10 protein-coding genes and 1 pseudogene are annotated in these 13,454 nt (G+C 54.5%); 6 read left to right on the plus strand and 5 right to left on the minus strand.

Features of this window, described 5'->3' with window-relative positions; genetic code table 11:
- Positions 1–116 precede the first annotated feature (116 nt).
- The 3 genes from ACR42C_RS05670 to ACR42C_RS05680 form a co-directional block, all read right to left on the minus strand.
- A complete protein-coding gene (locus ACR42C_RS05670) occupies positions 117–947 on the minus strand; it encodes an EAL domain-containing protein (RefSeq protein WP_192983362.1) in 831 nt (276 codons plus the stop codon).
- A gap of 50 nt (positions 948–997) precedes the next feature.
- Entirely contained in the window at positions 998–2,923 is a 1,926-nt protein-coding gene (locus ACR42C_RS05675) for a methyl-accepting chemotaxis protein (protein ID WP_479984866.1), read from the minus strand.
- A gap of 134 nt (positions 2,924–3,057) precedes the next feature.
- Entirely contained in the window at positions 3,058–3,498 is a 441-nt protein-coding gene (locus ACR42C_RS05680; RefSeq protein ID WP_316380776.1) for a winged helix-turn-helix domain-containing protein, read from the minus strand.
- A gap of 664 nt (positions 3,499–4,162) precedes the next feature.
- Here ACR42C_RS05680 and ACR42C_RS05685 point away from each other — a divergent pair.
- The 5 genes from ACR42C_RS05685 (at position 4,163) to pheP (ending at position 11,250) form a co-directional block, all read left to right on the plus strand.
- Entirely contained in the window at positions 4,163–4,864 is a 702-nt protein-coding gene (locus ACR42C_RS05685; RefSeq protein WP_316380774.1) for a winged helix-turn-helix domain-containing protein, read from the plus strand.
- Positions 4,851–5,315, plus strand: coding sequence for a hypothetical protein (locus ACR42C_RS05690; RefSeq protein ID WP_320720861.1), 465 nt, complete (start codon positions 4,851–4,853; stop codon positions 5,313–5,315). The genes ACR42C_RS05685 and ACR42C_RS05690 overlap by 14 nt, the downstream gene beginning before the upstream one ends.
- A gap of 159 nt (positions 5,316–5,474) precedes the next feature.
- A complete protein-coding gene (locus tag ACR42C_RS05695; protein ID WP_479984867.1) occupies positions 5,475–7,658 on the plus strand; it encodes a TonB-dependent receptor in 2,184 nt (727 codons plus the stop codon).
- A 127-nt stretch (positions 7,659–7,785) separates the two neighbouring features.
- Positions 7,786–9,759, plus strand: coding sequence for a PhoX family protein (locus ACR42C_RS05700; protein ID WP_479984868.1), 1,974 nt, complete (start codon positions 7,786–7,788; stop codon positions 9,757–9,759).
- A 102-nt stretch (positions 9,760–9,861) separates the two neighbouring features.
- On the plus strand, positions 9,862–11,250 hold the full coding sequence (gene pheP, locus ACR42C_RS05705; RefSeq protein WP_116341388.1) for a phenylalanine transporter: 1,389 nt from the start codon (positions 9,862–9,864) through the stop codon (positions 11,248–11,250).
- Between the two features lie 98 nt (positions 11,251–11,348).
- On the opposite strand, the gene ACR42C_RS05710 is transcribed toward pheP, so the two are convergent.
- A complete protein-coding gene (locus ACR42C_RS05710; protein ID WP_116341386.1) occupies positions 11,349–11,648 on the minus strand; it encodes a helix-turn-helix domain-containing protein in 300 nt (99 codons plus the stop codon).
- Positions 11,636–11,997, minus strand: a pseudogene (locus ACR42C_RS05715) (type II toxin-antitoxin system RelE/ParE family toxin). Before ACR42C_RS05715 ends, ACR42C_RS05710 begins: the two are co-directional and overlap by 13 nt.
- A 204-nt stretch (positions 11,998–12,201) precedes the next feature.
- Between ACR42C_RS05715 and ACR42C_RS05720 the strand changes: the two are divergent.
- On the plus strand, positions 12,202–13,440 hold the full coding sequence (locus ACR42C_RS05720) for an MFS transporter (RefSeq protein ID WP_116341381.1): 1,239 nt from the start codon (positions 12,202–12,204) through the stop codon (positions 13,438–13,440).
- Positions 13,441–13,454 lie beyond the last annotated feature (14 nt).

Below are 13,454 nucleotides of genomic sequence, written 5' to 3' on the forward strand. Positions count from 1 at the left end.
ATGAGGGTAATGACAGGATGAGGATCCTATTCCCTCGTGATTCACAATAATATTCACGACACCGAGAACTAGAAATAATGTCATTGCAGCCGCTCCCAACGCAGAGTGGCTGTCCTTCAGCAAGCATTAACTTTCCCGACGAGTTCATCGATCTTCATAGGCTTACCGAAATAGTAACCCTGCAAAAAATCGCTGTCCTTTAAGCGCAGATAGTCAGCCTGAGCCTTTGTTTCTACGCCCTCGGCAATAATCCTCAGGTGCATTTTTTTCGCCAATTCGATAAGACTGTCCACCAGTCTGGTATCGCCATTTTCACTAATCTGGCTGACAAACAGTTTGTCTATCTTGATGAATTCGGGGTCTAGCGCGTGAATGTAAGAGATGTTGGAACAGCCGGTCCCAAAGTCATCCAGAGCCAGGGAGATATTGGCTTGTCGGAGCGTTGCAAACCATTCGCTTAACTGAGGAGTGAAATGCAGCGGATCGCGTTCCGTAATTTCGATAACCAGCTGGACCTGGCTCGACGCGAGTTTTTGCAAAAGCTCAAGCGTATCCGTCTCGAAGCGCGGATCGAGGCAGTTACGGGCGCTCAGATTAAGGTTGATATAAAGCCGGTCAGGGAAAAGGTGAATTCGATGCTGAAGATCGGCAATGACCTGCTGAATCAGATGATGCGTTAGCGGGGCGATAAGCCGGTGTTTCTCTGCCAGCGGGATAAATGTATCTGGAGACACGGGACCGTACAGAGGATGATTCCAGCGAGCGAGTACCTCGATACCCGCGATAGTGCCCGTCTGGCTGTTAAAGAAGGGCTGATAAACCGGCACAATCTCACGCTTCTCGATGGCCGCGCTCAGGGTGCTTTCCGGGGAGAGGGTAAGCAGGCGGGCCAACAGTGCATTGAAGCGGGTGAACCATCCTGAGGTTAATTTTGTCGTGGTTATCATCGTGAGCCTTAAGCGCGCGGCGCCCTCTCCGGACAGCCGCGCGGTGGTTATCAGAATTTGACCCAGTCATCCTGGTCATGGGAAGAAGATCGTTTAATAGGGGTCACGCTGGCGGTTAGCTGGCTTTCTCGTTGGCGGGGGTTGTGCCCGTTTGACACACGGAAAATCGACACCACTTTTTCAAGCTGCACGGCCTGATCCTCCAGCGAACTTGCCGCAGCGGAAGACTCCTCCACCAGGGCGGCATTTTGCTGAGTGGTGGTGTCCATTTCTGCCATCGCCTGGGCAATCTGCGAAATTCCGCGGCTTTGCTCATCAGTGGCGGCGGCAATTTCGTTCATAATGTCACGCACCTGCGCCACGGATGTCTCTATTTTCGTCATCGCATCCCCTGCGCTTTCAACCAGACTAAAGCCGGTATCCACCTGCACGACCGATTCGTTAATCAGGTTTTCAATCTCTTTTGCTGACTGCGCGCTGCGCTGAGCAAGGGTTCTCACTTCTGCGGCAACCACGGCAAAGCCTTTACCCTGGTCGCCCGCTCTGGCGGCCTCAACGGCGGCATTTAGCGCCAGAATATTGGTCTGGAAGGCGATACTGTTAATCACGGTGGTGATCTCTGAAATGCGGTGCGAACTGCTGCGCACGTTTTTCATCGTATCGATCACCTTCAGTGAGATCTGACTCCCTTCCGTCGCATTTTGCGCGGCTTCATCAGCCAGCTGGCGCGCATGATTAGCATTCTCGGCGTTGAGCGCGACGGTAGAAGTCAACTCTTCCATGCTGGCGGCGGTTTCGACGACGGCGGCTGACTGCTGTTCGGTGCGCGACGACAGATCCATATTGCCTGCGGCAATTTCTGAAGACGAACGGGCGACGCTATCCACCCCATTGCGTACGTCATTAATGATGTTTTTCAGGTTTGCATTCATGGTCGCAACGGCCTGCATCAGCAGACCCGGCTCATCACGACGTGTGCTGGTCAGTGTGCTGGTGAGGTCGCCCTGGGCGATTTGCTCTGCAACACGCAGGGTCTCATTAAGCGGACGGGTGATGGACAGGGTGATGCCCATCGCTAAGAGGACGCCAAGCGCAAGACCGATGGCAGCAACGATGCCCATCTGTATCTGAACGCTATCAACCGTATCAGACACTTTTTTCTGCTGCAGGCTAAATAATGTCTGGATGGCCTGCGTCAGCGTTATCGCTTTACCGGTTAAGGTATCGGAGAGCGTCGACTGTTGATTCCAGACGTTTTGGTAATTTATTAACTCTGCCGCGACGTTTTGCATGTCTTCCAGGCCTGACTGCAGCCAGACCTTTTGTTCCTCGGTAGCAACCGAAAGCAGTTGTTCGGTGTCCGATTTTGCGATGTCCAGACGCGCGCGGATCCCTTTCATTAACGCATCCGTAGGATGCTGTTTATAGAGGGTAACCTGAGAATCAATGTCGCTCATGACAAACGCAATCTGAGCGGCTACAAGGGCGTGCGAAGCGTCCAGCGAGCCATTTCGGCTGAGCGTGGAAGCCAGGCCGGAGTTATCGCACAGTCCCTGAGTGCTCAGTTTCTGTTCGCTGATTTTCTTCTCAGAAAGGGATTTTGTGAAAGGCAGCAGGGTGGCGACGTAGCTGTTCACCGCATTTGCCGTATCGTCCAGCGTTTTTTTTCCTTCCGGGGACCAGGACAGTTTTTCCATACTGGCGACAATGCTCTGCATGCGCTGGGTGGCGGCGTTGGTCTGATCAAGGTACTTCTGGTCGAGCGTGTACTGAAAATTCGTCCGCCCTAAGCGAACCTGCGTCAGGGCGTTAAACAGGTCGGTGGTATGGCCGTTCTTTTCGACTTTATCCTGAATGTTGCTGAGACCCAGCAAACCTGAAATCAGAATAACAATCGTCACGAGCAGCACGAGAGAAAAACCAAAGAATAACTTCTTACGAACTTTCAAGTTGGCAAAATGGTTGATTATGCTCATATATAAAATTCCAGTGTTGGTATAAACCAAACAACAGTGCTAATAAATCATTAACGAAAAAAATGCTGAGGCAGAGAGATGATAAAAAAAAGCCCCTCACACGTGAGTGCTCAGGGCAAGAACCTGAGTTGACATCACTCACTCAGGCTATCTGTCTTCTCCTCTTTTTTAACAGAATGAGCCGGGAGTTCGCTCATTCTGTAATAAACGGGGATTACATCCGAATAATTAATGATGTAACCACACCCTTTAATATTGCGAATAAAATTTTCTGGTAACCCTAGCATACTCAGTTTGTTGTTGAGATTGCGCAGAACCTGCCACAGTCGTTGTGTGGAGGGGCTCAGATTATGCGCTTCCCAAATTTCTTCAAAGAGCTCTTCTTTAGGGATGGGCTGGGTTCTGCCATTCATCAACAAATAAAGGAAAAGCCTGAGCATCGTTTCATTAAAATAAATGGAGGCAAATGCGATGCTTTTATCACTCTGGATGCCAGTAAGGCGGTAGAGTCTGCGGTTAGAAATATCAAAATGAATGTCATCACCGATCATAAACCCATATAGACGATAACCCATATCTAATACCCATATTAAATGAAGACGAACTTGCATCACTACATATAAGCGCTGAGATAATCCATACCGTTTATAGGGTGGATTATATGGCTGCAATAAATGCTTTCCAATACACATCCCTGTGCGCTATGAGAAACCGGTTGTACCTCACCCTGGTATGGAGTTTTTGTCGATATAAGTTGTATTTTTGGAATAAAACGCCAGATGCTTTTCATTTTTCTTTTGTTTGTTCTGAGAATCGATGTGCAATCGACCGCTCAACATAAAAATGCAAATTTTGAAAAAGATTCAGCATTTCTTTCTGTGGACACTACCAGGTAATGAGAAGCCTGATAGTGCCCTTTCGATACCGCATAGGTTACGATTCCTCTGCAGCAAAGAGGAGTGAAGATAAATGATTTATACTGATTAAGTTGATCCTTAAGCTGGGCGGAAGGTGAGAGGGAATGGGGAGTGAAAACCAATAATTCGTTGATAATAAATAACTAAATCCTGAATCAGAAAACGGATACGGATGTGAAAGTATAATAATGATGAATGTACAAAATCCCTGCGCGTTAACGGCCGGTGCGTCATGAAGCCCGTCTTTCTGATAAACGGCACCGTGCTTTTTGAGCCTGAGCTGCGTCGACTGTGCTCACTTTCGGGCTACCCTGAGCGCGCTGTGCTCCTGCATGCTCCGGTTAGCGAGTGCCTGCTACAGCTGCTTGAACACAACGGTGAGGTGCTTACGCAACGTTATCTTTTCTCAGCGGTATGGGAAAAACAGGGGGCAGTTGTCTCGACCAACGCCCTCTACCAGACTATCGCCTCTATCCGTAAGGCCCTTAAGATGGCGGGTCTGGCAGATAATGTTGTGCAAACCGTACCCAAAGCGGGGTTTAAGTCGGTTGCTCAAATTCAGACGGGTACACTCGACACCTTTATCGCGACGGACGCGGCTTCGCCAGCCGACCTGCAAACTGAAGCTTCCGTGCCGACACCGCGCGTAGCAGATAACCGTTTCCGCTTTCTCTCAGGGAAAATAGCGTATGGCGTCGCTACGGTGTTATTTATCCTTTCGTGTATGGTTCTCTATCAACAGTTGCATGAAAAACGCGCCGGATTTGAAACCTATCAACCGATAGGCAATATTGCAGGGTGCGACGTTTATTCCTCCTGGTATGACAAAATAAAAAGTCAGCGGATATATATTGGCCTGACCAAACGTTATCCCATTCAGTGCAACGCCGGTGGGGTGGCCTATATCACGCTCAACCGTTATCAAAATGGAACGTCGGTGATTGTGTGCGATAAATTGCCTGAGGTTGCTGGTGCACAATGTGATTCCATTTTGTACAGGGAGCAATATCATGAAAATGACTAGCCGGAGTGTGCGCTGGTTGTTCATCCTGTTGATGATTATCGCGCCACTTTTTTATGCCTGGTATACGCATTATCAGCGGAATCATTTTACCTGTGAGAGTCATCTCATTATTGTTGATGAAAATTCGCGGGTAGATGCCCTCATGACGTTTACATTTAATAATGGTGTTGGCAGTTACGATTCCACCGGAGAATACAGTCAGGCGGGTCAGGAAACGGTTGCCATCAGCAATAAAATTGCCTTCCGTTACTGGCGCGAAGAAGGGCGAATTATTATGATTTCCAGTGATACAAACGAGCGCCCGAAAAAAGACGAACCTTTTCGTCACTCTATTCCCGATTTTTTCCGCCAACGCGACCATGGCATTAGTATACAGCTCGTTCCGGTGAACGCTGCTTCCTACCTCTTCATCTTCGGAAATACTCCCGCGTTTTACTGTGCTAAAGGATGAGGGTTCCCCTTTATCACGCACTTTTTTGAGCTGGATCTTGCGCATATTTGCGCTTGCCAAAGTATAGATAATGAGTATAGTTCTCATTTGCATTGCAACTAATACATTCTAAGGCCCGCCAACGGGTCATTTTTGCGCGCACTTTCAAACGAGTTAACGATGAACAACACCAAAATGCACAAAACGCTGCTGGCGCTCGCCATTGGCGCGGTTACACATTCCGCCTGGGCGGCGGAGGATAAAAAAGAAGACACCATAGTTGTGCAGTCTGCACCTGCCGGCGACTTCAAACCCGGTGGCGACCAGCTGGTGCCAGCCTTCCTTGACGGGCAGGTGGCGAACGGCGGACGCATGGGGATGCTCGGACAGCAGAACGCCATGGACGTGCCGTTCAACATCATCAGCTACACCTCGAAGCTGGTGGAAGATCAGCAGGCGAAAACCATTGCTGACGTGGTCGCCAACGACGCGGGCGTGCAGTTCGTTCAGGGGTACGGCAACAGCGCTGAAACCTTCCGCATTCGCGGCCTGAAGTTTGACGGCGACGACATGACCTTTGGCGGCCTGTCCGGCGTGCTGCCGCGTCAGGTGGTGGATGCCCAGATGGTCGACCGCATCGAGATCTTCAAAGGGGCAAACTCCCTGATGAACGGCGCGGCAAGCTCCGGCGTGGGCGGGATGATCAACCTTGAGCCAAAACACGCGGGCGACACCCCGCAGGCGAAAGTGGGCGTGGACTACACCTCGGACTCCCAGATTGGCACCACGCTGGATGCGGGCCGTCGCTTTGGCGATAACGACCAGTTCGGCGCACGTGTCAACCTCGTCCATCGTGAAGGGGAAACCGGCGTACCGAACGATCGCCGCCGCACCACGCTGCTCTCCACCGGCCTGGACTACAAAGGCGACCGCTTCCGCTCCTCGCTGGACCTGGGCTATCAGAAAAAAACCTTCCACGGCAGCCCGACCAGCGTCAACATCTCGGCGGTGGATTTCGTGCCTGAACCGCCGAAAAACGATCGGAACTTCTCGCAGAAGTGGGCCTACAGCGATATCGAAAACGAGTTCGGGATGTGGCGCAGCGAGTACGACATTACCGATAACTGGACGGCCTATACCGGCCTGGGCGCGCAGCACGCGCATGAAGAAGGGATCTACAGCGCGCCGAAGCTGGTGGACAAGAGCGGCAAGGCGACGGTCAGCCGTCTGGATACCAACCGCATCAGCGATTCCGTCAGCGGCATGGCGGGCATTCGCGGTAACTTCACTACCGGTTTCGTCTCGCACAAGGTGAACGTCGGGTATTCCGCGATGACTAAAAACGAAAAAATCGCGTGGAAAATGTCGGCGGCGAAGGATAACCCGACCACCAACATCTATCACAACACCGGCGTCGATATGCCGGACAGCACTAACTTCAACGGCTCCGGCGGCAAATACAGCGATCCGCTGACCAGCGGGCGCACCCGCACCCAGGGCTGGCTGCTGAGCGATACCCTGGGCGTGCTTGACGACAAGCTGCTGTTCACCGCAGGCGCGCGCCATCAGAAAGTGGTCGTTCGCGGGTATAACAAAATCACCGGCGCAGAGAACGACGCGGACGGTTTCGACGGCAGTCGCTGGATGCCAACCTACGGCGTGGTCTACAAACCGTGGGAGGAAATTTCCCTCTACGCCAACCACACCGAAGCGCTGCAGCCGGGCAAAACCGCACCTAACACCGCCACCAACTACGGCCAGAGCACCGGCATCGTTCACTCTAAGCAGAACGAAGTGGGGGTGAAGGCGGACTTCGGGCGCGTGGGCGGCTCGCTGGCGCTGTTTGAGATCAAAATGCCGTCGGCGATCCTCGATGCTAACAATCACTACGGCCTGGACGCGGAGCAGTGTAACCGTGGCGTGGAGCTGAACGTCTTCGGCGAGCCGATGCTCGGGATGCGCCTGAACGCCAGCGCCACCTGGCTGCAGGCGGAGCTGACCAAAACCAAAAATGGCGTAAATCAGGGCAACGATGCGATCGGTATTCCGAACTTCTACGCCGTGCTGGGCGCGGAGTACGACATCAAGCCGGTTGACGGCCTGACGGCGACCGCGCGGGTGAACCACTCCGGCACGCAGTATGCCGACCTCGCGAACACCAAAAAGCTCGACAGTTACACCACGCTGGATCTGGGCATGCGCTATCGCTTCGCGGTGAACCACAACGCAAACCAGATGACCGTGCGCGCGGGTATCGACAACGTGACCAACGAAAACTACTGGGCCAGCGTGGACGACTCCGGTACCTACATCACTCAGGGCGAACCGCGGACCTTTAAGGTCTCGGTTGGCTACGAATTCTAAGCGTTCCACCTCGTTATCCGGGGCACGGATGCCCCCATCCTTCCGTCACAGTGTTATAAAATTGTAATAAAAGCTTCTTACACTGGTCGCCACATCCTTACCTCTTGGCCAATGACAGGAAGCCGCTATGGGCAGACCCCTCAAATCCGTTTTTAAAAAAGAACATCGCGACGATATCGCTAATCGCAGCGCTAACCCGGTATTCTCCGAGGTGGCAGAGGTGTTCCTCTCCCGCCGCCGTTTCCTCCAGATGGGTGCCGTCGCGGGCGCTGCCGTTTCATTCCCCTTTTTGATCAAACCCGAAAATGCCGTTGCCGCGGTATCGAAGCCTTCCGCGCTGGCAAAAGCGGTTTCCCTGGGCTTTACCAGTATCGACGTCTCCACGGAAGATACGGTCAGGGTGCCGGAAGGCTATATTGCCCGCCCGTTCTATCGCTGGGGTGACCCGACGGGGATCAAGAACAACATGCCGGCCTTTAAACCGGACGCCAGCAACACCACGGACGAACAGGCCGTACAGGCGGGCATGCACCACGACGGCATGGCGTGGTTTAGTTTGCCGCAGGGGGAGCAAAACCCGGATCATGGCCTGCTGGCAATGAACCATGAATACATCGACAACGGGATGCTGTTTACCGATGGTACGGCGAACTGGAGCCTCGACAAAGCCCGCAAGGGGCAGAACGCGATGGGCGTCTCGGTAGTGGAAGTGAAAAAAACGGGCAGCGACTGGCAGGTGGTACGCCCCTCTTCATATGCCCGCCGCATCACCGTCAATACGCCGATGCAGCTTACCGGCCCGGCCCGGCATCAGGACTTAATGAAAACCGCCGCCGACCCGCAGGGGGAACGCGTGCTGGGCACCATGCAAAACTGCGCCAACGGCCATACGCCGTGGGGCACCTATCTCACCTGCGAGGAGAACTGGTCGGATATTTTTGTTAAAAAAGCCGATCGTAACCCGCTGGAAAAACGCTACGGCATCAGCGACAGCGATGAATCCTACCGCTGGAACGAGGTGGATGAGCGATTCAGCGTCGATAAAACCCCTAACGAACCGAACCGTTTCGGCTGGGTCGTGGAGATCGATCCCTACAACCCAACCTCCACCCCGCGCAAGCACACCGCGCTGGGCCGCTTCAAGCATGAAGGGGCGGCCGTCACGCTCGCCGCCGACAGCCGCGTGGTGGTCTATATGGGTGACGATCAGAAGTTCGAGTACATCTATAAGTTTGTCTCGGATAAAAAATACGATCCCGCGAACCGTGAAGCCAATATGCAGCTGCTGACGTCCGGCACGCTGTACGTCGCCAGGTTCAACGAGGACGGGAGCGGCGACTGGCTGCCGCTGATCTTCGGGCAAAACGGTCTGGATAAAAGCAAAGGGTTTGAAAGCCAGGGCGATCTGCTGATTAAAACCCGCCTGGCGGCCGACGCGGTGGGGGCAACCAAAATGGATCGTCCCGAGTGGATAGCCGTCGATCCGCACGCCAGCGGCAGCGTCTACTGTACGCTCACCAACAACAGCGATCGCGGGAAAGAGGGCAAGGCGCCGGTGGATGCCGCCAACCCGCGCGCCAACAACGTGTTTGGTCATATTATGCACTGGCACGAAGAGGGAACCGATCCTGCCGCCACGCGCTTTAAGTGGGATATTCTGGTGATGGGTGGGCGGACCGACAGCGACGATCCGAAGGCCAAAGGCTCCATGCAGGGCGCGGCATTCGGCAGCCCTGATGGACTCTCTTTCGATCATCAGGGCGTCCTGTGGATCCAGACCGACGTCTCCTCCAGCACCATTAATAAGAAAGCCTACGAGGGGATGGGCAATAACCAGATGGTGGCCACCATTCCGGGCACCAACGAGTATCGCCGTTTCCTGACCGGGCCGCGCGGGTGTGAAATTACCGGCATTGCGTTTACGCCGGACAACCGGACGCTGTTTATCAACATTCAGCATCCGGGGGAGGGCGGGGATGATATTACCGACCCGGCTAATCCGCGCGCCGTCTCTAACTGGCCGGACGCCAGCCCGAACGGACGCCCGCGTTCGTCAACGGTGGTGATTACCAAAGCGGACGGCGGGATCATCGGGTCGTGACGTTTATCCGCCGGGCGCACGCGCTGGCCCGGCGTTAAACTTGCTACCACCAGCATGAAGTGTTAAAACGTGCCCCTTCTAAAAAAGAGACAGGGGTAGGGCGTGAAAGACGCGTCATCCGCTTCAGGCCATGGTAGCGCTGAAGCTTCGTCGGATCAGAATCCGACGCTGCAACGTGGTTTGCAAAATCGACATATTCAGTTAATTGCCCTTGGCGGCGCGATCGGTACCGGGCTGTTTCTCGGCATCGGCCCCGCCATTCAGATGGCCGGCCCGGCGGTTCTGCTGGGTTACGCTATCGCGGGGATTATCGCCTTCCTGATCATGCGCCAGCTCGGCGAGATGGTCGTTGAAGAGCCGGTGTCAGGCTCCTTCGCACACTTTGCCTATAAATACTGGGGCCCGTTCGCAGGCTTCCTCTCCGGCTGGAACTACTGGGTGATGTTCGTGCTGGTGGGGATGGCGGAGTTGACCGCCGCAGGCATCTACATGCAGTACTGGCTCCCGGACGTGCCAACGTGGATCTGGGCGGCGGCCTTCTTCATCATCATTAACGCCGTTAACCTCGTGAACGTGCGCCTGTATGGCGAAACCGAGTTCTGGTTTGCGCTGATCAAGGTGCTGGCGATTATCGGCATGATCGGTTTCGGCCTGTGGCTGCTGTTCTCCGGCCACGGCGGCGAGCGGGCCACTATCGACAACCTGTGGCAGCACGGGGGCTTCCTCGCGACCGGCTGGAAAGGGCTCATCCTCTCCCTGGCGGTGATTATGTTCTCCTTCGGCGGGCTGGAGCTGATTGGCATCACCGCTGCCGAAGCGCGCGACCCGCACAAAAGTATTCCGAAAGCGGTCAACCAGGTGGTGTACCGTATTCTGCTGTTCTACATCGGCTCGCTGGTGGTGCTGCTGGCGCTCTACCCGTGGGTGGAAGTGAAGTCCGACAGCAGCCCGTTCGTGATGATTTTCCACGATCTCAACAGCAATATGGTGGCTTCAGCGCTGAACTTCGTCATTCTGGTGGCGTCGCTGTCGGTCTATAACAGCGGGGTTTACTCCAACAGTCGCATGCTGTTTGGCCTCTCCGTGCAGGGCAACGCGCCGAAGTTTCTCACCCGCGTTAGCCGTCGCGGCGTGCCGGTGAATTCGCTGTTCCTTTCCGGCGCGATTACCTCTCTGGTGGTGCTGATCAACTATCTGCTGCCGAAACAGGCCTTTGGCCTGCTGATGGCGCTGGTGGTCGCGACGCTGCTGCTGAACTGGATCATGATCTGCCTGGCGCACCTGCGCTTTCGCGCCGCGATGCGCCGCAAGGGACGCGAGACGCAGTTTAAGGCGTTGCTCTACCCGGCAGGGAACTACATCTGTATCGCCTTCCTGGGGCTGATCCTGGCGCTGATGTGCACCATGGATGAGATGCGTCTTTCGGCAATGCTGCTGCCGGTGTGGGTGGTGTTCCTGTTTATCGCATTTAAGCTCTCGCGCAAAAAGTAGCGCGGTTTTCTCCCTCTCCCTGTGGGAGAGGGCCGGGATGAGGGCACCAGACCGCACCTGCCTTCACGCCCGGTCAGGCGAAGCAGCCACCTGCAGTATCAAATCTGAAACGCGATCCGTTTCCCATTCGGTAACGTCACATCGATGCTCATTTCACCGCCTAGCGCGCTGACATAACGTTTGAGCGTTGAAAGCCGGGGATCGTTTCCCGGCTGTTCGATTTTTGCCACAGTGGGTTGTTTTACCCCCATTGCCTCGGCCAGCTCTGTCTGCGAAACATTGAGCTCTTCCCGCAGTTGGTTCAGGGCAACAATTCTGCGCATCACTTCAACTTTAGCCGCAATACGCTCCTGACTTTCCGCGCTCTGTTGTGCCATGAGTTCTTTTAGCGTTGCCATATGGCCTCCTTATCCGCCAGATGTCTGCTGTACTCAACGTCAGCCAGCGTAATCATTTCGTCATAAAACCGTTTTTGATTGCAACCGGTTTTGTCTCCAGCACAGAGCACAATTGCCTTACGGTCGGGATCAAAAGCAAAAAAGCTCTGATGGGATTTCTCGCATGTTGAATCCGTAACTCTTTCATGTTCGCATAGGCTGAAGCCTTCACGGTGTCTACGTATGGCCGCCCAAGCGTCGGGCCAAATTCAGCAAGAATATGCATTGTTGCCAGCACATCTTCTTTTAATGCTGTTGTTTGTTCAAAGAACCATTCATCAAATCTTTCCGTTGTCTCGACATTCCACATCGTTTCTCCTGTAGCTTCCTCGCTGTATTATTTTATAGCCTATTGGCTATAGCTACAATCAGAACGTCTCGTTTTGTCATACAACGAGCTTTATCGTGACCCCCCTCCCAAATCTGTTTCGATCCACAGGATCTTTAAATTGTAATCGATTACTTTTTACTTGAACTGTTTTGTAATCGATTACTTTTGAGGGTGGGGCTCATCATGGTGTCAACAACTGAAAGTAGTGGGAAGGCGATAGCACAGCACCGGCTGCTGGTTCCGCGGCTGTCGCTGATGATGTTTTTGCAGTTTTTTATCTGGGGTAGCTGGTCGGTCACGCTCGGCCTGGTGATGACTCAGCACAACATGTCTTTGCTGATTGGCGATGCGTTCTCCGCCGGGCCAATCGCCTCTATTCTCTCGCCGTTCGTGCTTGGCATGCTGGTGGATCGCTTCTTTGCCTCGCAAAAGGTAATGGCGGTGATGCATCTCGCCGGGGCGGCGATCCTGTGGTTTGTTCCGGGCGCGCTGATTGCCGAAAACGGCGCGCTGCTGATTGGCCTGCTGTTTGGCTACACGCTCTGCTACATGCCGACGCTGGCGCTGACCAACAACATCGCGTTTCACAGCCTGGCGAACGTGGATAAAACCTTCCCGGTGGTGCGCGTGTTCGGCACCATCGGCTGGATCGTGGCGGGTATTTTCATCGGCGTTACCGGCGTGGCGGCAAGCGTCACCATCTTCCAGGTGGCGGCGGCCAGCTCCGTGCTGCTGGCGCTTTACAGCCTGACGCTGCCGCACACGCCAGCCCCGGCGAAAGGCCTGCCGGTCAAGGTGCGCGATCTCTTCTGCGCGGATGCCTTTGCGCTGCTCAAAACCCGCCACTTCTTCGTCTTCTCCGTCTGCGCGATGCTGATCTCCGTTCCGCTGGGCACCTACTACGCCTACACCGCCTCGTATCTGGCGGATGCCGGAATTGCCGACGTCAGCACCGCCATGTCGTTCGGGCAGATGTCCGAGATCGTCTTCATGCTGGTCATTCCGCTGTTGTTCCGCCGCCTGGGCGTGAAGGTGATGCTGCTGATCGGCATGCTGGCGTGGTTCGTGCGTTACGCCATGTTCGCGCTGGGCGTCAGCGAAGAAGGACGCATCCTGCTGTACCTCGGCATTCTGCTTCACGGCGTCTGCTACGATTTCTTCTTTGTCGTCGGCTTTATCTACACCGACCGCGTGGCGGGCGAGAAGGTGAAAGGCCAGGCCCAGAGCATGATCGTCATGTTCACCTACGGCATCGGCATGCTGCTCGGCTCGCAGATTTCCGGCGCGCTCTATAACCGCCTGGTGGCCGGGCAGACCGTGCCGCAGGCGTGGGTGACATTCTGGTGGATCCCGGCGGTGGCTGCCGCGGCGATCGCGCTGATTTTCCTTCTCACGTTTAAGTATGACGATGACAAGGCGTAATGTTCAGGAGGTGG

This window comes from Enterobacter sp. MG-EB028 (genome assembly GCF_056673305.1).

What these genes read in the sequence shown, in the direction of transcription:
- ACR42C_RS05680 (WP_316380776.1), bottom strand. Translation starts at nt 3,498, where the DNA reads ATGGGTTATCGTCTATATGGGTTTATGATCGGTGATGACATTCATTTT.
- ACR42C_RS05670 (WP_192983362.1), bottom strand. Translation starts at nt 947, where the DNA reads ATGATAACCACGACAAAATTAACCTCAGGATGGTTCACCCGCTTCAAT.
- ACR42C_RS05710 (WP_116341386.1), bottom strand. Translation starts at nt 11,648, where the DNA reads ATGGCAACGCTAAAAGAACTCATGGCACAACAGAGCGCGGAAAGTCAG.
- ACR42C_RS05690 (WP_320720861.1), top strand. Translation starts at nt 4,851, where the DNA reads ATGAAAATGACTAGCCGGAGTGTGCGCTGGTTGTTCATCCTGTTGATG.
- ACR42C_RS05720 (WP_116341381.1), top strand. Translation starts at nt 12,202, where the DNA reads ATGGTGTCAACAACTGAAAGTAGTGGGAAGGCGATAGCACAGCACCGG.
- ACR42C_RS05695 (WP_479984867.1), top strand. Translation starts at nt 5,475, where the DNA reads ATGAACAACACCAAAATGCACAAAACGCTGCTGGCGCTCGCCATTGGC.
- ACR42C_RS05675 (WP_479984866.1), bottom strand. Translation starts at nt 2,923, where the DNA reads ATGAGCATAATCAACCATTTTGCCAACTTGAAAGTTCGTAAGAAGTTA.
- ACR42C_RS05700 (WP_479984868.1), top strand. Translation starts at nt 7,786, where the DNA reads ATGGGCAGACCCCTCAAATCCGTTTTTAAAAAAGAACATCGCGACGAT.